We start from the raw sequence: 19,722 nt of genomic DNA, 5'->3' as shown, positions 1-19,722 counted from the left end.
GGCACACCACGAGGGGTGAAGACGATGAGTGATGGCTACTACACGGTCTCGGGCAATGTCACCTACGAGCCGCGCCGCAGGGTCGGCAAGGAGAGCGGCACACCGTTCACGACCTTCGGGCTGGCGGAGAACCGCTCCCGGTACGACTCCGTGACGGGGGAGTCGGTGCCTCTCGGCACCCACTTCTACGAGGTGGTCGCCTTCCGGTCCCTGGGGGCGAACGCGGCCGACTCGCTCAAGGTCGGCGACCCGGTGGTGGTGCACGGACGGCTGAAGATCGACGACTGGGACAACGGGGAGCGTCAGGGCACCTCCGTGCAGATCGACGCCTCGAGCATCGGGCACGACCTGACCTTCGGCACATCGACCTACGCCAAGCGACGCAGGGTGCGCTCACCCAGCCAGGACCGTGTGGCCACCGAGCTGGGAGGTCCGCGCATCGACGTGCGCACGGGTGAGGTGCTGGACGAGGCGGTGCCGCCGCAGGACGCCGCGCCTCTTCGCGAGGACCTCGACGGCGGTGCGGGGGACGACGCCGCCTGAGAGGACACCGGACATGACGACGGGGCGGCCCGTCCGGGCCGCCCCGTCGTCACCGTGGGTCCCCGGTCAGGGGGAGGGGATGGTGAAGTCGCCCACCGGCCCGAAGCGCCGGTAGGTGTCGTCCTCGACCGTGAGGTCGGGGTAGTCGGCCGCCGTGATGGTGCCCAGTGCCTCGATCCAGTCGGCGAGCGCCGTCTGGTAGGTCACCCCGAGCGTGGTGAACGACACGTCGGTCAGCGGGTAGTTGTCGCCACCGCGGAAGGTGAAGTCGTTGGTGACGAACTGGAAGGACTCCCCGGGTGCCACGAGGACCCCGTCCTCGACGACGACGACCCGGGTGCCGTCAGCCTTGGTGACTACGGCCTCGCGGATCCGCTCACCGGGGGTGAGGACCGTCGTGCCGTCGAAGACCTGGACCTGCTGTGCCGCGTCGTAGACGAACTCCACACCGCTCCACTGGCCGAAGCGCCCGTTCCCGGTGTCCGGCAGCGAGGACACGCTGTGCTCCAGCACGTCCTTGAGCGTCTGGCCGTCGATCTCGGCGATCGACACGAGGTTGAAGAAGGCCCCGATGTCGAAGGTCGTGAGCTCGGTGACCTCGGACCCCGGCGCCAGCTGGACGTTGTTGCGGATGCCGCCGCTGTTGAGCAGGGCGATGTCGGCCTGGCCCACACCGAACTCGTCCGCCCGTGCCCGGGCGGCCTCGACCATGGCGTCGGTGAACAGGTCACCGACGTTGGTCTCGCGGAAGCGGATCGGCGGGTTCGCGCCGTCGAGCCACACCTCGGTGGTGCCCAGGACGTTCTCGGCCAGGTCGGAGACGTACTCCGCGACCGGGGCCTCGACGTTCTCGGCGATGAACGGGTCGCGGGGTCCCTCGAGCGGCACCGGGAGCAGCGCCGACTCCTCCTCGACCACGTCGATGACCTCACCCTGCTTGTCGAACTTCAGCACGAGGCGGCCGATGTCGCGGTAGTTGCCCACGGTGGTGACGACGGGGACGCTGTCGCCGTCGGCATCCGTGGCGGTGGCCGGGAAGGGGTCGAGGCGCTCGACGCCACCGCCCGCGATGGCCGCGTCGACGCCGCTGACCTCGCCGATGAGCTCGAGGTCGCTGTCGAGGTTCTGCAGGTGGCTGGAGAGGATGATGATGTCCACACCGTCTGCGGTGAGCGCGTCGACCTCTGCCTGCACGGCCTTCGCCGCGTCGGTGGTCGTCACGTTGCGCGGGCTAGAGATCGACCCGAGCTCCTCGTAGATCGCGCCGACGACCCCGATCTCACGGCCGGCCTTCTCGACCACCGTGCTGCCGGCGATCCTTCCCTCCGCCTCGAGGGCGGCGAGCCGCGGCTCGCCCGAGACGTCGAGGTTGGCGGAGACGAAGGGGATGTCGCCTGTGGCCTCGATGAAGTCGGCGAGCAGGTCGGGCCCGAGGTCGAACTCGTGGTTGCCGATCGTGATCGCGTCGAAGCCTCCCTCGGTGTAGACCAGGGCGTCGTAGAAGGCGTCCGGGTTGTCCAGGGAGGCGTTGAGACGCGGACCCGAGAGGTAGTTGTCCCCACTGGAGATCGTGATGGCCGCCCGCGGGTTGAGCGCAGCCTGGACGGCCTTGGCGCGCTTGCTGGCCTGGGCGGGGAGGCGGGTGCGCTCCGCCTCGCCCTCGGCCTGCAGCTCCTTGAGGTCGGCGACGAAGCGCGCCGCTCCAGGGTCCTCGTCGGTCGGGAGGAGCACGGACTCGCCGTCGTTGATGTGCAGGACGGTCAGCTCGAACCCGGAGCCACCCTTCGGGAGGTTGTCACCCCCTCGGCCTCTGTCGTTCGGCCCAGCGAGGGCCGGAGCCCCGGTGGCGAGCACCATGCACAGCGCCACCAGAGAGGCTGACGCCCTCCTGGCCGTGCGCTCACGGTTGACCTGGGTCACGTTGTTCTCCTTTGTGCAACGGGTGACAGGGCGGCGACCGCGACGCAGGACGGGTGAACACGGGTGGACACGGGTGACCGTGCGCGATGTCGCTGCACCGAACGGTACCCCCGGGCGCACCGACCCCACCACCGGGACGGGTGAACGGCGCATGACCGGCTCGTGGTGCGCGGATTCTTCCCGGTCCGCCACCGGCGGCTAGCCTGAGCGCCATGGCTGAGTTCATCTACACCATGAGTCGTGCCCGCAAGGCACACGGCGACAAGGTCATCCTCGACGACGTGACCATGTCCTTCTACCCCGGCGCCAAGATCGGCGTGGTCGGCCCCAACGGCGCCGGCAAGTCCACGATCCTCAAGATCATGGCCGGGCTGGACCAGCCGTCCAACGGGGAGGCCCGGCTCACGCCCGGCTACAGCGTGGGCATCCTGCTCCAGGAGCCCCCGCTCAACGAGGACAAGACCGTCCTGGGCAACGTGGAGGAGGGGCTCGGCGAGATCAAGGAGAAGGTCGACCGCTACAACGAGATCTCCGCGCTGATGGCCGAGCCCGACGCCGACTTCGACGCGCTCATGGCCGAGATGGGGCAGCTGCAGGAGGCGATCGACGCCGCCGACGCCTGGGACCTGGACTCCCAGCTCGAGCAGGCGATGGACGCCCTGCGCTGCCCGCCGCCGGACGCCGACGTCACCGTGCTGTCCGGTGGTGAGCGACGCCGCGTCGCGTTGTGCAAGCTGCTGCTGAGCAAGCCCGACCTGCTGCTGCTCGACGAGCCCACCAACCACCTCGACGCCGAGAGCGTGCAGTGGCTCGAGCAGCACCTGGCCGCCTACCCCGGTGCCGTCCTCGCCGTCACCCACGACCGGTACTTCCTCGACAACGTCGCCCAGTGGATCGCCGAGGTCGACCGCGGTCGCCTCTACCCTTACGAGGGCAACTACTCCACCTACCTGGAGAAGAAGCGCGAGCGGCTGGCGGTCCAGGGCAAGAAGGACGCCAAGCTCGCCAAGCGCCTGGAGAAGGAGCTGGAGTGGGTCCGCTCCAACGCCAAGGCCAAGCAGACCAAGAGCAAGGCTCGGCTCGGCCGCTACGAGGAGATGGCGGCCGAGGCCGACAAGACCCGCAAGCTCGACTTCGAGGAGATCCAGATCCCGCCGGGCCCGCGCCTGGGCTCGCAGGTCATCGAGGTCCGCGACCTGCGCAAGGGCTTCGGGGACCGGGTCCTCATCGACGACCTGTCGTTCACCCTGCCGCGCAACGGCATCGTCGGCGTGATCGGTCCCAACGGTGTCGGCAAGACGACGCTCTTCAAGACGATCGTCGGCTTCGAGGAGCCGGATGACGGTGCGGTGAAGATCGGTGACACGGTCAGCATCTCCTACGTCGACCAGAACCGCGGTGGCCTCGACCCGGACAGGAGCCTGTGGGAGGTGGTGTCCGACGGGCTGGACTTCATCCAGGTCGGCCACGTCGAGATCCCTTCGCGGGCCTACGTGTCCCAGTTCGGCTTCAAGGGGCCCGACCAGCAGAAGAAGGCCGGCGTCCTCTCCGGCGGCGAGCGAAACCGGCTCAACCTCGCGCTCACCCTGAAGCAGGGCGGCAACCTGCTGCTCCTGGACGAGCCGACCAACGACCTGGACGTCGAGACCCTCGGCTCCCTGGAGAACGCCCTGCTCGACTTCCCCGGCTGTGCAGTGGTCATCAGCCACGACCGGTGGTTCCTGGACCGGGTGGCGACGCACATCCTGGCCTACGAGGGCACCGACGAGGACCCGGACCGGTGGTACTGGTTCGAGGGCAACTTCGGCGCCTACGAGGAGAACAAGGTCGAGCGGCTGGGTGCCGACGCGGCCCGTCCGCACCGGGTCACCTACCGCAAGCTGACCCGCGACTGACGGCGGCACGGACACCAGGGGTCGTATGCCGCGTCGCCGCCCCCGAGCCCCGCTGCCACCGCGGGACGGTCTCGGGGCGGCCCGCCTCAGGATGCCCGCCGAGGGCGGTTGGGCCGGCGTCGTCGACTTCCTGGCCGACCGCACCGGTGACGCCGACGGTGTCGAGCGACGCGTGGCCCTCGGCGAGGTGCTGCTCGGTGACGGCACGCCGGTCACCCGCGCCACGGCATACCGCCCGGGCGAGGTGGTTCACCTCTACCGTGACCTGCCCGTCGAGGTGCCGGTGCCGGGGCGACCGGAGCTGCTGCACCGGGACGACGACCTCGTCGTCGTCGACAAGCCGCACTTCCTGGCGACCACGCCCCGTGGTCGGCACGTCGTCCAGAGCGTCGTCGTGCAGCTGCGCCGCCGCCTGGGCCTGCCCGACCTGGCGCCCGCCCACCGGCTGGACCGGCTGACCGCCGGGGTGCTGCTGCTGACCACCCACCCCCGGGCGCGCCGCCCCTACCAGGAGCTCTTCGCCCGCGGAGCCGTGGCCAAGACCTACGTGGCGGTCGCGCCGGTCCGCGCGGACCTGACCCTGCCCACCCGGGTCAGCGACCGGCTGGCCAAGCCGCGTGGCAGCCTGCAGGCGGTCCGGGTGCCCGGTGAGCCCAACGCGCACACCCTCGTCGAGCTGGTCGGGCGCTTCGAGGACCTGGGGCTCTACCGCCTCCGGCCCACCACCGGCCGCACCCACCAGCTGCGGGTGCACCTCGCGGGTCTGGGCGTGCCGATCGTGGGCGACCCGCTCTACCCCCGGGTCCGCGAGATCGCTGCGGACGACTTCGGCGACCCGCTCCAGCTGCTCGCCGCCGAGCTCTCGTTCGTGGACCCGCTCACCGGCGCGGCACGCACCTTCAGCAGCCGCAGACGTCTCCGGCTGGCGCCTACTGCTTGATGCGGACCATGCCCTCCTGGGCGACGCTGGCCATGAGGGTGCCGTCCCGCCCGAACATCAGCCCGTGGCCCAGCCCGCGGCCGTTCTGGGCCGAGGGGCTCGCCTGGCTGTAGAGGATCCAGTCGTCGGTGCGCGGCGTGCGGTGGAACCACATGGCATGGTCCAGGCTCGCGGGTCGCAGGCGCGGGTCGCCCCAGGTGATGCCGTGCTTGCGCAGGATCGGCTCGAGCAGGCTGTAGTCCGAGGCGTAGGCCAGCACCGCCGCGTGCAGCAGCGGGTCGGCAGGCAGCTCGCGAGGCACCCGGAACCACACGTGCTGCTGGGCGACCGCGTCCCCGGTGTCGAGGTAGAGGGGGCCTTCCACATGCTTGATCTCCACCGCCCGGCGGCGGGCGAAGTGGCGTGCGGCGGGGTGGTCGATGCCGGCAAGGATGTCGGCGTCGGAGGTGAGCTCCTCCGGCTGGGTGACGTGCGGCATCCGGGTCTGGTGGTCCAGCCCCCCGGCCGCCTCCTGGAAGGAGGTGATCATCGACAGCAGGATCCGCCCGTCCTGCACGGCGTGCACCCGCCGGGCGGAGAACGAGCTGCCGTCGCGCATGCGCTCGACGAGGAAGTGGATGGGCCGGTCGGCGTCCCCAGGGCGCAGGAAGTAGCCGTGCAGGGAGTGGATGTGCCGCTGACCGTCCCCGTCGTCGATCTCGGCGACCGTGCGCCCGGCCGCGACGACCGACTGGGCCAGCACCTGCCCGCCGAACACACGGCCGTGCGGCTGCGGCTGCGAGCGCCCGAGGAAGACGTCGCCGTCGGAGTCGCTGAGGTCCTCGCCCAGGCCGCCGGGCGAGGCGACGTGGATGGTCGTCGACCCTTCCCTGGTGAGGTCCAGCACGTCGAGCAGGTCGTCGATCGGGTCGTCGAGAGTCACGCACGCAGACTAACGAGGGTGTCCGCGGCGGAGCCATACGGCTGACAGGATGGCCGCATGCCGACCGACTGCTACTACGTCGACGTGCCCGTCCGCTGGTCCGACATGGACGCCTACGGCCACGTCAACAACGTCATGTTCGTCCGCCTGCTCGAAGATGCCAGGGTCTACGCGCTGCGTGACTGGTTCGGCCACGACCGTGACCTGATCGACGACGGGCTGCTCGTCGCGAGGCAGGAGATCGACTACCTGGCGCCGATGACCTTCAACTACCGACCGGCGCGGATCACGATGTGGTGCAGCCGGGTCAGCGGCGCCTCCTTCGACATCGCGTATGCCGTGGGCCAGGCCGACAGCGACGTCACCTACGCGCTGGCCGAGGTGACGCTGGTGGCCTACGACCTGCAGGCCGAGCAGCCTCGCCGGCTCACCGGACCGGAGCGTTCGGCGCTCGCGGCGGTGGCCGGCGAGCCGGCCCGGCTGCGCTCCCGGTCCCGGGGCACCCGGTGAGCACGCCGACGCTGCGCTTCGCCGACGTCGAGGCGATCCAGGACCTGGGCACCTACGTGGCCCGGGCCCGGCACCTGGACGCCGACGGAGCGGTGCGGCTGGTGGCCTCCGGTCCGGTGCTGGCGGCGTGGGTGCGGGTGCTGCCGGGCCAGGGGCTCCTGGGGCAGGGGCTGGTGCTGGGTCTGCGCGTGATGCCGCTGGACGGAGACCACGACCTGGACACGACCGTGCCGCTCGGTGGCATCACCGACCGTCTGGCCCGCCGGGCTGCGGAAGGCCGGGTGGACACCGAGCTGCCGGTGCCGCCCACCACCGTCGCCGCGCCGTGGACGGCGCTGACTCCTCCGCGCACCGGGTGGGAGGTCGTGGCCGAGGTGGACCCCGACCTTCTCGTGGAGACCGCCCGGCAGGGCATCACGGCCGTGGCGCAGGGGACGCCCGGCGGAGCGGGCGCGCAGGCCGTGGCCGCGCTGCGCGCCCGGATCTGGGGGGTGGACCTGCCCGGGACCCCGCCGGGCACCCCGGCGGGCACCGCCTTCGCGGCCTACAGCCTGGGGTTCGTGCGCCCCGGGGAGCCGGCCGTCGTGCGCAGGCAGGGGCCGTGGACCCGCCTCAGCACCACGGTCGGGCACGTCCTGGCACGCTGACCTCAGCCCTCGCGACGGGGCGTGGAGGTGTCGGGGTGCAGGGCGACGAACAGCGACATCGGCCTGCCCGCAGGGTCGCGGGGCCGGTCGTGCAGCTCGCGCAGCAGCGCGTAGAGACGCTGGGTGAGCTCCTCGAGGTCCTCCTCGGACAGGCGCAGCCCCAGGCGGGCCATCTCACGCTGGTCCTCGGGCACGGACCGGATCTCGGAGAGGAAGGCGTCCAGCATGGAGCTGCTGCCGGAGCTGGAGCTCACGTACCACGACTTGCCGGTGGCCCGGTAGGGGATCTCGCGGGCCCCGCGGGCCCCGCGCCGGGGCTCCTCGGCGCGGAGGTAGCCGGTGCGGACGAGGGTGCGCACGTGGTGCAGCACCGAGGCCGGGGGTCGCCCGAGCTCGTCGGCGATCTCCTTGTTGGTGAGGGCCGCGTCCAGCGTCAGCCGCAGGATGCGCAGACGCAGGCCCGAGGCGAGCGCCCGGGCCTCGGCGTCGGTGGCCTCACGCGGCTCGAAGGTCCCCGCCGGCTCGGCGGGCTGCGGGGCGGACGGCATACGGGCAGTGTAGTCATCGACGACAAAGTGATTGACAAAACCCAATCACTTGCTCCAGAGTGCTGTCCATGACCTCGCGCAGCGCCTCCTTGTGGCGCCACCACGACTTCCGCCTGATCTGGGCCGGTGACACCGTCAGCGTCTTCGGCATGCAGATCGTCGGCCTGGCGATCCCGATCCTGGCAGTGCAGGTGCTCGAGGCCAACGAGGTCCAGATGGGGCTGCTCGGTGCCCTGCAGATGCTGGCCTTCCTGCTGCTCAGCCTGCCCGCCGGCGCGTGGGTCGACCGCTGGCGCAAGAAGCGGGTCCTCGTGATCGGCGACCTCACCCGCGCCGTGCTGCTGCTCGCGCTGCCGCTCGCCTGGTGGGCCGGTGTGCTCGCGATGTGGCAGGTGTATGTCGTCGCGCTGGTCACCGGGGCGGTCACCGTCTTCTTCGACGTGGCCAACCAGTCCTACCTGCCGCAGATCGTCGAGGGCGACCAGATCGCCGACGCCAACGGCAAGCTGCAGGCCAGCCAGCAGACGGCCGCGGTCGCCGGGCCGGCGCTCGGCGCGGTGCTGGTCCGGGTGGTCGGCTCGCCCTACGCCATCGCGGTGACCTCGGTGTGCATGGCGCTCTCCTCGCTCTTCGTCAGCCGTGTCCGCCACGTCGAGCAGGCACCCGACCGGCAGGCCCGCCGGCCGCTGCGCACCGAGATCGGTGAAGGGCTGTCCTTCGTCGTCAGGCACCCGCTCCTGGTCCGGATCACCGCGTGCACCGGCCTGTCCAACTTCACCAGCGGCTTCGTCGAGGCGCTGTTCGTCATCTACGTGCTGCGCACCCTCGGGCTGGCCGAGACCACCCTGGGTCTGCTGCTCTCCGTCGGTGCCGCCGGCGGGCTGCTCGGCGCGCTGAGCGCCGCGCGCTTCGCCGCCTGGGTGGGGGAGGGACGCTCCATCCCGCTGGCGGCCCTCGTCGTGCCCGTGGGGGCAGTGGCCACGCCGCTCGCCAGCGCTCTGCCCACGACCGTGCCGGTGCTCATGGCCGGTGCCCTGCTGATGGGGTGGTCGGTCGTGGTCTACAACATCGTGCAGGTCAGCTTCCGGCAGCGGCTGTGCCCCAAGCCCCTGCTGGGCAGGATGAACGCCTCGATCCGCTTCCTCGTCTGGGGGCCGATCCCGCTCGGTGCCCTGACCGGTGGCTTCGTCGGCGCGGCCGTCGGCGTCGTCCCGGCGCTCTGGGCCACGGTCGTGCTCTTCGCCCTGGCGGCCCTGCCGGTGGTGCTCAGCCCCCTGCCGATGATGCGAGACCTGCCCCGTTCGCTCGACGCGCTCTCCGGCGAGGCGGAGAGTGACGAGGCGGACACCCGCCCGGTGCGCTGAGGCCGCGCGCACCGGGCAGGCCCTGCCCGGTGCGCGCCGGTGCGGTCAGCCGCGCAGCCAGACCGTGGTGTCCGTGGGCAGGGCGTCGTCGACCAGGGGATGCGTGCTGACCAGCACCTGTGCACCCTCCGGCAGCGGCAGCGGCAGGGGCTGGTCGCCCAGGTGGGTCAGCACCACGACCGCACGGCCGTCGGCCCCCCTGACCCGCAGCGCCACCGTGTCCTCGCCGTAGCCCTCGACCCACTCCAGGTCGCCGGCCCCGAGGTGGTCGTCGTGGCGCAGGCGCAGCAGCGCACGGTAGAGCTCCAGGGTCGAGCCGTCGACGCCCGCCTGACGGTCCGCGGCGAGCGCGCCGTAGACCTCGGGCTGGGGCAGCCAGGTGTCCCACGTGTCGCCGAAGCCGTAGGCCGTGGCCCCGGCCTCCCAGGGCATGGGGATGCGGCAGCCGTCACGGCCACGCTCCGTGTGCTCGCTGCGGAACCACGCCGGGTCCTGGCGCACCGCGTCGGGCAGGGCGGTGTGCTCGGGCAGCCCGAGCTCCTCGCCCTGGTAGAGGTAGGCCGAGCCCGGCAGGGCCAGCATGAGTGCCGTGGCGGCGCGGGCCCGGCGCAGGCCCAGCACGGCGTTGGGCTGAGGGTCCTCGAGGCCGATCCCGTTGGGGCGCCGCCGCCCGACCGGCAGGCCGAGCCGGCTGGCGTGCCGCACCACGTCGTGGTTGGAGAGCACCCAGGTGGTGGGCGCGCCGACGTCGTGCGCCACCTCCATCGAGCGGGTGACCACCTCCCGCAGGTCGTCGGCCTGCCACGGGCACTCCAGGAAGGGGAAGTTGAACGCCTGGTGCATCTCGTCGGCGCGGGTGTAGTCGGCCAGCCGCTCCAACGGCTCGACCCACGCCTCGGCCACCAGGATGCGGTCCGCGTCGGGGTCACCGTCGGGGTTGTAGGAGTCCAGCACCTCCCGCCACCCCCGGTAGACCTCGTGCACGCCGTCCTGGTCCCACATGGGGTGCCGGACGTGGCCGCTGTCGGACTCCAGCAGATGCGGCTGGTGGTCGACGTCGGGCAGGCCGGCCTCCTTGACCAGGCCGTGGGCGACGTCCACCCGGAAGCCGTCGACGCCCCGGTCCAGCCAGAAGCGCAGCACGTCGTGGAACATCTCGCGCACCTCGGTGCGCTCCCAGTTCAGGTCGGGCTGGGTGACGTCGAAGATGTGGAGGTACCACTGCCCGGGGGAGCCGTCGGCCTCGGTGACCCGCGTCCAGGCCGGGCCGCCGAAGACGGAGCGCCAGTTGTTGGGAGGCTCCGAGCCGTCCCCTGCACCCTCACGGAACATGTAGCGCTCCCGCTCGGGGGACCCCGGTCCCCCGACCAGTGCCTCCTGGAACCACTCGTGCTGGTCGGAGGTGTGGTTCGGCACGAGGTCCACGATGACGCGCAGACCCAGGTCGTGGGCGGTGGCGATGAGGGCGTCGGCGTCCTCGAGCGTGCCGAAGACCGGGTCGACCTGCCGGTAGTCGGCCACGTCGTAGCCGGCGTCGGCCATCGGGGAGACGTAGAACGGGCTGATCCAGATGGCGTCGACCCCGAGGTCGCGCAGGTAGGGCAGGCGACGGGTGATGCCGGGCAGGTCACCGACCCCGTCGGCGTTGCCGTCCGCCCACGAGCGAGGGTAGACCTGGTAGATCACCGCGTGCCGCCACCAGGGGACGGCACCGGTCGCGGTCTCGGAGGTGCGGGGAGCAGGCTTCGGTGCAGAGGTCACGGGCGTCCATGATGCCGCACGGTCGCCGTGGGTGGACGTCCTGTCATTCGCCCTGCCAGATCATGCGTCGTCGGCGTTGACCATGAAGTGCGCGGCGTGCGCCATGTAGGCACGCATCTGGTGGTCGTCCATCGGGTCCAGGTGCAGGCTGTCGATCGCCGCGTTCATGTGCCTCAGCCAGCGGTCGCGCTGGTCGGGGGTCACCGCATACGGCATGTGGCGCATCCGCAGCCGCGGGTGGCCGCGCTGCTCGCTGTAGGTGGTGGGGCCACCCCAGTACTGCTCCAGGAACATCCGCAGCCGCTCCTCCGCGGGGCCGAGGTCCTCCTCGGGGTAGAGGTCACGCAGCGGCTGGTCGTTCGCGACACCCACGTAGAACTCGTGCACGAGCCTGACGAAGGTCTCGTGGCCGCCGACGCGCTCGTAGAAGGTCTGCTGCGGATCCGCGGACTGGGGCTGCTGGCTCACCGACCCAGTCTCGCATCCGCGCGCGCTCAGGTCTGCGACGGACCGTAGGGGTTGATCTGCGGGCCGCGCACCCCCTCCTCGTCCAGGACGGCCTTGACCCGCTGCCTGATGACGCGTGGCATCCCCCACTGCTCGCCGGGCTGGCACTTGGCGAAGATGCGCAGGGTCATCACCCCACCGGAGACGGACTCCACGCCGGCGACGCTCGGCTGCTCGACCAGCTTGTCCTGGTGCTCGGGGTCGTCCCAGACGTCCTCGACGACCCGGTTGAGCAGCGGTATGACGCGGGCCGGGTCCTCGTCGTAGGCCACGGGGATGTCGATGGTCGCGACCGCCCAGCCCTGGCTCTTGTTGCCGATCCGGATGATCTCGCCGTTGCGGATGAACCACACGACGCCGCTCGCGTCCCGCAGCCGGGTGACGCGCAGGGTGACCTCCTCGACGGTGCCGACCGCCTCGCCGGTGTCGATGACGTCGCCCACGCCGTACTGGTCCTCGATGATCATGAAGATCCCGGACAGGAAGTCCTTGACCAGGGCCTGGGCACCGAAGCCCAGCGCGATGCCGCCGATGCCGGCCGAGGCCAGCAAGGGTGCCAGCGAGACCCCGAACTCGGCGAGCACGGTCAGGAAGGCCACGGTGAAGATCACGATCACGGTGATGTTGCGCAGCAGCGACCCCAGGGTGAGGGAGCGCTGCCGGCGGCGTTCGACCTCGGCTCCGGTGGCCACCGACAGCATCCGGTCGACCGTCCCGCGCTGGTGCTCCTCGGCCCGGGCCACCATCGTGGCCTCGACACCGGCGATGGCGCGGAAGACCAGCCACCGGGCCACGAGGGCCAGCACGATGACGAGCACGATGCGCAGCGGGGGCCCCAGCAGCCAGGTCGCGAAGTCATCCCACGTCGTGAACGGCATACGCTGCATTGTGGACCATCCCTGCTGAGGGAGTGACAGACTGGCCCTGCCCACCACCCGCACCACGCCACCCACACGAGAGGTCGACCTGTGACTGAGCCGCTCCCCGCGAGTCTGACCGAGCTGGCGCACGCCCACGGCGTCGCCACGGAGTTCTGGGACTGGCAGGGCCGGCATACCCTCGTCAGCGCGGAGGCGATCCGCGCCGTTCTCTGGGCGCTGGGCGTGGACGCCTCCGACGACGAGGCGGCCACCGCGGCGCTCGCCGAGCGTCAGGTCGAGGCGTGGCGACGTGCGCTGCCACCGGTCTACGTCGTCCCCGAGGGACGTGAGCCCCGTGTGCCGCTGCACGTCGACGCCGGTCAGGAGGCCGTGCTGGCCAGTGTCCGCCTGGAGTCGGGGGAGGTACGTGGCCTGTGGCTGGTGGAGGGCGAGCGCCCGACCCGGGAGGTCGACGGGGTGACCCGGGTGCGGCTGACGGTCGGCGTCCCGGGAGACCTGCCGCTCGGCTGGCACGAGATCGAGGTGACCCCCGCGGACGCCTCCGGCGACCGGCTGCGGATGCCTCTGGTCGTCTACCCGAACGCGCTCGAGCTGCCCCCCGCGCTGCAGGGTGACGGCACGCAGCGCTGGGGTCTGATGACCCAGCTCTACGCCATGCGCTCGGCCCAGTCCTGGGGCGTGGGCGACCTGGCCGACCTGGGTGACGCCGGGGCCTGGGCCGCCGGTCTCGGCGCCGACTTCGTGCTGGTCAACCCGCTGCACGCGGCCGAGCCGGTGCCGCCGTTGGAGCCTTCGCCCTACCTGCCGACGTCCCGCCGTTTCGTCAGCCCCCTCTACATCCGGGTCGAGGACGTGCCGGAGGTGGCCTACCTCTCCGCCGCGGAGCGCCAGCTGGTCGAGTGGCACTCCGACGACGCCAAGCGCTTCCTGGAGCTGGAGTTCCTCGAGCGGGACGCGGTGTGGGTGGCCAAGGAGGCGGCGCTGCGCCTCGTCTTCCGCCAGCCGCGGTCACTGCGGCGGGAGCGCAACCTGCACGCCTACATCGAGCGCGAGGGCCAGGGGCTGATCGACTACGCCACCTGGTGCGTGCTGGTCGCCGAGCACGGCCAGTCGTGGCGCGACTGGCCCGAGGAGCTGCACGACCCGCAGAGCCCGGCCGTGGAGTCGTTCCGCGAGCAGCACTCGGACGCGGTGGAGTTCCACTGCTGGATGCAGTGGGTCCTGTCCGAGCAGCTGGCCAAGGTGCAGAAGGACCTGGTCGACACCGGGATGCAGATCGGTGTCGTCCACGACCTGGCCGTCGGTGTGCACCCCACCGGGGCCGACTCCTGGATCCTGGGCAGCGCGCTGGCTCGCGGCGTGACCGTGGGAGCACCGGGGGACCAGTACAACCAGCGCGGACAGGACTGGAGCCAGCCCCCGTGGCGCCCGGACCGGCTCGCCGAGGCGGGCTTCGCGCCCTACCGCGACATGCTCCGCAACGTCCTGCGCGACGCCGGTGGCCTGCGCGTGGACCACGTCATCGGGCTGTTCCGGCTCTGGTGGATCCCCGAGGGCATGGAGCCCCACCAGGGCACCTACGTGCGCTACGACCACGACGCCATGATCGGCATCCTCATGCTGGAGGCACAGCGGGCCGGTGCCGTCGTCGTCGGTGAGGACCTCGGCACGGTCGAGCCCTGGGTGCGCGACTACCTGCGCGAGCGGGGCATCCTGGGCACCTCGATCCTGTGGTTCGAGCGGGACGAGCACGGTCCGCTGGCCCCCGAGCGCTACCGCGAGCTCTGCCTGGCCACCGTCACCACGCACGACCTGCCGCCGACGGCGGGCTATCTCGACGGCGTCCACCTGGACCTGCGGCACAACCTCGGGCTGCTGACCCGTCCGCTGGAGGAGGAGCGCGCCGAGGACGAGGGCGCCCGCGAGGAGGTGCTCCAGGTGCTGCGTGACCGTGGCCTGCTGCGCCCGGGGGCCGGCATCCCCGAACAGGTGGAGGCGCTGCACCGCTACCTCACCTGGTCCCCGGCGCGGATGCTGGGGGTGTCGGTCTCCGACCTGGCCCAGGACAGGCGCATCATCAACCAGCCGGGCACCGACGAGGAGTACCCGAACTGGCGGGTCCCCCTCGCCGGCCCGGAGGGTCGCCCCGTGCTGCTCGAGGACCTGTTCACCTACCGGTCGGCGCGACGGCTGGCGCGGACGGTCTCGCGCCGCTCCTGACACCCTCGCCCCTCGCCTGCGAGGGAGTGTGCACCGCCCCACGCGCCGTGCGAGGGAGCCTGCGCCGCACACACACGCTGTGCGAGGGCGTCTGCAGCGTGAGCCGGCGCGGCCGGGACGCGCGCCGACCAGCGAGGACGGCTCCGACGTCTCGGAGACTCCCTCGCAAGCGGCGGTGTGGACCGGGAACTCCCTCGCAAGCGGGGGGAGGGCTGACCCCGGGTCGTGACTCAGGCGGGGGTGTCCGCCTGCTGGGCCCGCACCGCGCGGGCCACCCCGTCCCGGTTCTCGGCGACGGTGCGGCGCAGACCGCCGGGCACGTCCGGGTGTCGGTCGAGCCACGCCTGGGTGGCGTCCAGCAGCCCCTGGTCGGCCACCGCGGCGGGGTAGAAGCCGGTCGCCAGCACCTCGGCGATGTGGTGGGTCCGGTCGGCCCACACCTGCTCGACCACCCGGTGGTAGCGCTCGACGTAGGGCTGCAGCAGTGCGGTGTCGTGCACCCGGCCGAAGCCCAGCGCCGTCGATGCGATCACGGCGTTGGGCAGCTGGGTGCCCTCGACCGCGGCCACCCAGGCCTCCTCCTTGGCCTCCGCGGTCGGGCGCGACGCGAGCGCACGAGCCGCCTTCTCGCGACCGGTGGCGGTGTTGTCCCGCTCCCGCTCGGCCTCGACCTCCGCCGCGCCTGCGGCACCCGCGGTGGCCAGCGACGTCAGCAGTGTCCAGCGCATGTCCTGGTCGAGGGCCAGACCTTCCAGCGGGGCGTCCTCCGTGAGCAGCCCGCGCACCAGGGCGACATCGGCGTCGTCCTGCGCGAACGAGGCCCACGCGCTCACCAGCTGCAGCTGGGCGTCGCTGCCCGGCTCGGACGCCCAGGCAGCGCCCCGCAGCGCGGTCGTGAGCTCGCGGACGAGCTCTGCGCGGCGTGCCGGAGCGGTGTAGGACAGCGCGGCGACCGTCACCTGCTGCAGCAGCGTGCGCAGCAGCGTCGAGTCGTCCTCACCCGGCAGTGCCCGGGTGACCAGACGCACGTAGTCGGTGGCCGGCAGCTGTCCGTCACGGGTCATGTCCCAGGCCGCACCGAGCACCAGGGCCCGCGGCAGCGAGTCGGTCAGCGCGCGCGGGTCGCCGAGGGCCGTGGCCAGCGAGTGCTCGTCCAGCCGGATCTTCGCGTAGGCGAGGTCGTCGTCGTTGACCAGCAGCAGGTCCGGCATCCGGCGGCCGACCAGCTCGCGCACCTCGGTGCGCTCGCCGTCGACGTCGAGCTCGATGCGGTGCGTGCGCACCAGCGCACCCCCGCTGAGGTCGTAGCAGCCGACGGCCAGGCGGTGAGGCCGCAGGGTGGGGTGCGCCTCGGGTGCGGTCTGCACGACGGCGGCCTCGCGGATGACACCGTCCTCGACGGTGAGCTCCGGGGTGAGCGTCGTGACACCGGCGGTCTCCAGCCACAGCTGTGACCAGCCCTGCAGCTCGCGACCCGAGGTCTGCTCCAGCTCGGCGAGCAGGTCGGCCAGGGTGGTGTTGCCCCAGGCGTGCTTGGCGAAGTAGGCGCGCAGCCCGTCCCGGAAGGCCTCGCGACCGACATACGCCACCAGCTGCTTGAGCACCGAGGCGCCTTTGGCGTAGGTGATGCCGTCGAAGTTCACCTCCACCGCGTCGAGGTCGACCATGTCGGCCGCGACCGGGTGTGTCGAGGAGAGCTGGTCCTGCTTGTAGGCCCAGGCCTTCTCGGAGGTCGCGAACGTCGTCCATGCCTGCGTCCACCCGGTGGCCTCGGCCTGGCACGTGGTGGAGGCCCACTCGGCGAACGACTCGTTGAGCCACAGGTCGTCCCACCACTGCATGGTCACCAGGTCGCCGAACCACATGTGGGCCAGCTCGTGCAGGATCGTCAGCGCGCGACGCTCGACGACCGCCTCGGAGACCTTGGACCGGAAGACGTACTGCTCGACGATGGTGACGGCACCGGCGTTCTCCATGGCGCCCATGTTGTACTCGGGCGTGAAGACCTGGTCGTACTTGTCGAACGGGTAGGCTTGGTCGAACTCCTCCTCGAAGAAGGCGAACCCGGCCTTGGTGCAGTCGAGGATGTTGTCGGCGTCGAGGTAGGGGCGCAGGCTCCTGCGGCAGAACACGCCCAGCGGCACCGTGCCCTTGCGCGACTGCACCTGGTCGCGGACCACGTCGTAGGGTCCGGCGACGAGCGCGGTGATGTAGGAGGAGAGCCGCGGCGTGGCCTCGAAGTCCCAGCGGGCGACGCTCACGTCGTCGACGTTGGCGGCCTCGGGCGCCGCCACCGGCTGCGGGGTCGGCTGGTTGGAGATGACCTGCCAGTGCGCGGGCGCGGTGATGCTGAAGGCGAAGGTGGCCTTGAGGTCGGGCTGCTCGAAGACGGTGAACACCCGACGGCTGTCCGGGACCTCGAACTGGGTGTAGAGGTAGACCTCCCCGTCGACGGGGTCGACAAAACGGTGCAGCCCCTCGCCGGTGTTCATGTAGCGCCCGGTCGCGTCCACCGTGAGCACGTTGTGCTCCTGCAGGTCGGTCAGGCGGATGCGTCCCTCGGTGACGTGCTCGGCCGGGTCCAGCGGCCGGCCGTTGAGCTCGATGGTCTCCACGGACTCGGCGATGAGGTCGACGAAGGTCTCGGCACCCACCTCGCTGGAGTCGAACTCCACGGTGGTGACCGTGCGGAAGGTCCGGGGGCCACAGGTCAGGTCGAGCGAGACGACATACGCCCTGGTCGAGATGAGCTGGGACCGTCGACGGGCCTCGTCGCGGGTCAGGTTGGTGCCGGACATGCAGGAGCCTCCTGGTGGGGGTGCTGGGGGACAGGTGGAACGATGGTGCCACGAAGGTGGCCCCCGCAGCGCAGTGGTGGCCCACGGAGCCGAGCTGAGGAGCACACATGCGGGTCCACATCGGCGGCGACCACGCCGCCTACGAGCTGCAGCGCGACCTGGTCGCCTGGGTCGCCGAGCAGGGCCACGAGGTGGTCGACCACGGCCCGGTCGCCTTCGACGCCCAGGACGACTACCCGGTCTTCGTGCTCCGTGCCGCCGAGGCCGTCGCCGGGGAACCGGGCTCGCGTGGCGTGGTGCTGGGAGGCTCCGGCAACGGGGAGCAGATGGCCGCCAACAAGGTCGCCGGCATCCGGGCAGCACTCTGCTACAGCACCGAGCTGGCCGTCCTCGCCCGGCAGCACAACGACGCGCAGGTGATCTCCGTCGGTGCCCGTATGCAGACGCTCGAGGAGGCGCGAGCGATGGTGCGGGCCTTCCTGGACACCGACTTCTCCGGCGAGGAGCGCCACCAGCGGCGCATCGACATGATGAGCGCCTACGAGAGCGACCGGACCCTGCCTGCCCTTCCCTGACGAGCCCTGAGCGCAGCACGGGACCCCCGAAGAGCAGTGCTCCGGGGGTCCCGTGGACCAGGGGTGCTAGACGTCCAGCACCTCACGGGCTCGTTTGCGGCGCCTGGCACGGCCGCCGCGGGTGAGGAAGGCGTCCTCGCCGTCCTCGAAGATCGCCTTCATCAGGGCGAACAGCATGATGAAGACCATGATGAAGATGGGCAGGCCGATCACCGTGATGACCTGCTGCAGCGCGGCCAGGCCGGCGTCACCACCGAGGACGATGAGCGAGGCAGCCAGTGCGCCCTCGGAGACACCCCAGAAGACGCGCTGACGCACTGGGCCGGCCTCGGCGTCACCGGCACACAGGATGTCGACGACGAGCGAGGCGGAGTCGGAGGAGGTGGCGAAGAAGAGCGCCACGATGACGACGGCCAGGCCCTGCAGGAGCGTGGTGCCCGGGAAGTTTGTGAAGAACTCGAACATCGCCAGCGGCACGCTCTCGGCGACCGCAGCGGAGATGTCGCCGCCGTCGCCACCGATGCCGTCGAGCTGCATGGCCGACCAGCCGAAGATGGCGAACCAGACGAGGGTGAACACCGACGGGGCGATGAGGACCCCCAGCACGAACTCACGGATCGTGCGGCCCTTGGAGATGCGCGCGAGGAACAGCCCCATGAAGGGCGCCCAGGTGACGGTCCAGGCCCAGTAGAAGACGGTCCAGCCGCCCTGCCAGCCCCAGCCGCCGTCGTCGGTGTAGGTCGCCATGGCGTCGTTCCAGAACGACAGCGGGATGACGTTGGAGGCGTAGATGCCCACGCTCTCGATGATCTGGCGGAAGAGGAAGACCGTCTCGCCGGCGAACAGGACGAAGAACATGAGCCCGATGGCCATGCCGATGTTGAGGTTCGACAGGCGGCGCACACCCTTGTCCAGACCGGCGACGATCGAGGCCACCGCCACCGCGGTCAGCACGGTGATGATCACGACCTTGGGCCACACGGCGTCGGGCCAGCCGAGCAGCTCGGACAGCCCGGCGTTGATCTGCGAGGTGCCCAGACCGAGCGAGACCGCCAGGCCGAAGAGGGTGCCCAGCACCGCGAAGACGTCGATCGTCTTGCCGATCGGCCCGTAGATGCGCTCCTTGAGGAACGGGTAGAACACCGAGCTGACGCGCATCGGCAGCCCACGGCGGTAGATGAAGTAGGCGAACGCCAGGCCGGGCACCGTGAAGATCGCCCAGGTGTGCAGGGACAGGTGGTAGAGCGAGAAGGCCATCGCGTCCTGGGAGGCCTGGACGCTGAACGGCTCGACGTTGTCGCGAGGGGGCGTGGTGAAGTGGGAGATCGGCTCGGCGACACCCCAGAACATCAGCACCGTGCCGATGCCACCGGCGAAGAGCATGGCGAACCAGGACAGGTTGCCGTACTCGGGTCTGGCGTCGTCGCTGCCCAGCCGGATGGAGCCGTAGCGGCTGAAGGCCAGCCAGAAGAGCGCGATCAGCCAGGTCGTCACGCCCAGGATGAAGAACCACCCCAGGTTGGTGACCACCCACTCCCGGCCGTTGCCGAACCCCTCGCCGATGGGCTCGGGGAACAGCAGCAGCACGACGAGGATCAGGACCATGAGGCCTGCGGACCAGAAGAAGATGTGCGCGTTGGTCCGCAGACCGAGGCGGCGTGCGAGGTCTTCCATCGTTCGAGCACCTTTCA

General features: G+C 71.1%; 16 protein-coding genes. 8 read left to right on the top strand and 8 right to left on the bottom strand.

Going from position 1 to position 19,722, the window contains the following annotated elements; translation table 11 throughout:
* Positions 1–24 precede the first annotated feature (24 nt).
* A complete protein-coding gene (locus tag LVO85_RS00885) occupies positions 25–543 on the top strand; it encodes a single-stranded DNA-binding protein (RefSeq protein ID WP_232745524.1) in 519 nt (172 codons plus the stop codon).
* Positions 544–609: 66 nt separating this feature from the next.
* Here LVO85_RS00885 and LVO85_RS00880 read toward each other — a convergent pair whose 3' ends face one another.
* Complete coding sequence (locus LVO85_RS00880; protein ID WP_232745523.1) at positions 610–2,463, bottom strand: bifunctional metallophosphatase/5'-nucleotidase; 1,854 nt, start codon at positions 2,461–2,463, stop codon at positions 610–612.
* Between the two features lie 212 nt (positions 2,464–2,675).
* Between LVO85_RS00880 and ettA the strand changes: the two genes are divergently transcribed.
* Together ettA and LVO85_RS00870 are read left to right on the top strand one after the other, a co-directional pair.
* Positions 2,676–4,358 (top strand): energy-dependent translational throttle protein EttA, encoded by a 1,683-nt coding sequence (ettA, locus tag LVO85_RS00875; RefSeq protein WP_232745522.1) that lies wholly within the window; start codon positions 2,676–2,678, stop codon positions 4,356–4,358.
* Positions 4,359–4,383: 25 nt separating this feature from the next.
* A complete protein-coding gene (locus tag LVO85_RS00870) occupies positions 4,384–5,298 on the top strand; it encodes a pseudouridine synthase (RefSeq protein WP_232745521.1) in 915 nt (304 codons plus the stop codon).
* On the opposite strand, the gene LVO85_RS00865 is transcribed toward LVO85_RS00870, so the two are convergent.
* Positions 5,288–6,220, bottom strand: a complete 933-nt coding sequence (locus tag LVO85_RS00865; RefSeq protein WP_232745520.1) for an acyl-CoA thioesterase — start codon at positions 6,218–6,220, stop codon at positions 5,288–5,290. The genes LVO85_RS00870 and LVO85_RS00865 overlap by 11 nt on opposite strands.
* Positions 6,221–6,277: 57 nt before the next feature.
* Here LVO85_RS00865 and LVO85_RS00860 point away from each other — a divergent pair, with 57 nt between their 5' ends.
* Together LVO85_RS00860 and LVO85_RS00855 are read left to right on the top strand one after the other, a co-directional pair.
* Complete coding sequence (locus tag LVO85_RS00860; protein ID WP_232745519.1) at positions 6,278–6,730, top strand: acyl-CoA thioesterase; 453 nt, start codon at positions 6,278–6,280, stop codon at positions 6,728–6,730.
* On the top strand, positions 6,727–7,377 hold the full coding sequence (locus tag LVO85_RS00855; RefSeq protein ID WP_232745518.1) for a hypothetical protein: 651 nt from the start codon (positions 6,727–6,729) through the stop codon (positions 7,375–7,377). Before LVO85_RS00860 ends, LVO85_RS00855 begins: the two co-directional genes overlap by 4 nt.
* A 2-nt stretch (positions 7,378–7,379) precedes the next feature.
* Here LVO85_RS00855 and LVO85_RS00850 read toward each other — a convergent pair whose 3' ends face one another.
* Entirely contained in the window at positions 7,380–7,925 is a 546-nt protein-coding gene (locus LVO85_RS00850) for a helix-turn-helix domain-containing protein (RefSeq protein ID WP_232745517.1), read from the bottom strand.
* 68 nt (positions 7,926–7,993) lie between these two features.
* On the opposite strand from LVO85_RS00850, the gene LVO85_RS00845 reads away from it, so the two are divergent.
* Positions 7,994–9,289, top strand: a complete 1,296-nt coding sequence (locus LVO85_RS00845) for an MFS transporter (protein ID WP_232745516.1) — start codon at positions 7,994–7,996, stop codon at positions 9,287–9,289.
* A gap of 45 nt (positions 9,290–9,334) precedes the next feature.
* On the opposite strand, the gene LVO85_RS00840 is transcribed toward LVO85_RS00845, so the two are convergent.
* The 3 genes from LVO85_RS00840 to LVO85_RS00830 are packed head-to-tail and all read right to left on the bottom strand — an operon-like array spanning position 9,335 to position 12,435.
* Entirely contained in the window at positions 9,335–11,050 is a 1,716-nt protein-coding gene (locus LVO85_RS00840; RefSeq protein ID WP_232745515.1) for a glycoside hydrolase family 13 protein, read from the bottom strand.
* Positions 11,051–11,110: 60 nt separating this feature from the next.
* Positions 11,111–11,518 (bottom strand): globin, encoded by a 408-nt coding sequence (locus LVO85_RS00835; protein ID WP_232745514.1) that lies wholly within the window; start codon positions 11,516–11,518, stop codon positions 11,111–11,113.
* Positions 11,519–11,544: 26 nt separating this feature from the next.
* Positions 11,545–12,435, bottom strand: coding sequence for a mechanosensitive ion channel family protein (locus tag LVO85_RS00830; RefSeq protein ID WP_332875387.1), 891 nt, complete (start codon positions 12,433–12,435; stop codon positions 11,545–11,547).
* 90 nt (positions 12,436–12,525) lie between these two features.
* On the opposite strand from LVO85_RS00830, the gene malQ reads away from it, so the two are divergent.
* Positions 12,526–14,658: a 4-alpha-glucanotransferase gene (gene malQ, locus LVO85_RS00825; protein WP_232745512.1), complete on the top strand. Its 2,133-nt coding sequence runs from the start codon at positions 12,526–12,528 to the stop codon at positions 14,656–14,658.
* A gap of 230 nt (positions 14,659–14,888) precedes the next feature.
* On the opposite strand, the gene pepN is transcribed toward malQ, so the two are convergent.
* Positions 14,889–17,456 carry an aminopeptidase N gene (gene pepN, locus LVO85_RS00820; protein WP_232745511.1) on the bottom strand — a complete coding sequence of 856 codons (2,568 nt, stop codon included), beginning with the start codon at positions 17,454–17,456 and terminating at the stop codon, positions 14,889–14,891.
* A 107-nt stretch (positions 17,457–17,563) separates the two neighbouring features.
* Between pepN and LVO85_RS00815 the strand changes: the two genes are divergently transcribed.
* The gene (locus LVO85_RS00815; protein ID WP_232745510.1) at positions 17,564–18,031 is read left to right on the top strand and encodes a ribose-5-phosphate isomerase; all 468 of its coding nucleotides are present in this window, start codon (positions 17,564–17,566) and stop codon (positions 18,029–18,031) included.
* A 66-nt stretch (positions 18,032–18,097) separates the two neighbouring features.
* Here LVO85_RS00815 and LVO85_RS00810 read toward each other — a convergent pair whose 3' ends face one another.
* A complete protein-coding gene (locus LVO85_RS00810) occupies positions 18,098–19,705 on the bottom strand; it encodes a BCCT family transporter (RefSeq protein WP_232745509.1) in 1,608 nt (535 codons plus the stop codon).
* Positions 19,706–19,722: the final 17 nt, after the last annotated feature.

The organism is Ornithinimicrobium sediminis, assembly GCF_021272345.1.
Classification (GTDB): domain Bacteria; phylum Actinomycetota; class Actinomycetes; order Actinomycetales; family Dermatophilaceae; genus Ornithinicoccus; species Ornithinicoccus sediminis_B.
The sequence above is the reverse complement of the archived record's forward strand: the minus strand, read 5'-3'. Positions and strand labels throughout refer to the sequence as shown.

Bases quoted from the DNA above. Each gene is read 5' to 3' on its own strand.
- LVO85_RS00815 (WP_232745510.1), top strand. From the start codon at position 17,564: ATGCGGGTCCACATCGGCGGCGACCACGCCGCCTACGAGCTGCAGCGC.
- LVO85_RS00810 (WP_232745509.1), bottom strand. From the start codon at position 19,705: ATGGAAGACCTCGCACGCCGCCTCGGTCTGCGGACCAACGCGCACATC.
- LVO85_RS00860 (WP_232745519.1), top strand. From the start codon at position 6,278: ATGCCGACCGACTGCTACTACGTCGACGTGCCCGTCCGCTGGTCCGAC.
- pepN (WP_232745511.1), bottom strand. From the start codon at position 17,456: ATGTCCGGCACCAACCTGACCCGCGACGAGGCCCGTCGACGGTCCCAG.
- LVO85_RS00845 (WP_232745516.1), top strand. From the start codon at position 7,994: ATGACCTCGCGCAGCGCCTCCTTGTGGCGCCACCACGACTTCCGCCTG.
- LVO85_RS00885 (WP_232745524.1), top strand. From the start codon at position 25: ATGAGTGATGGCTACTACACGGTCTCGGGCAATGTCACCTACGAGCCG.
- ettA (WP_232745522.1), top strand. From the start codon at position 2,676: ATGGCTGAGTTCATCTACACCATGAGTCGTGCCCGCAAGGCACACGGC.
- LVO85_RS00870 (WP_232745521.1), top strand. From the start codon at position 4,384: ATGCCGCGTCGCCGCCCCCGAGCCCCGCTGCCACCGCGGGACGGTCTC.
- LVO85_RS00830 (WP_332875387.1), bottom strand. From the start codon at position 12,435: ATGCCGTTCACGACGTGGGATGACTTCGCGACCTGGCTGCTGGGGCCC.
- LVO85_RS00850 (WP_232745517.1), bottom strand. From the start codon at position 7,925: ATGCCGTCCGCCCCGCAGCCCGCCGAGCCGGCGGGGACCTTCGAGCCG.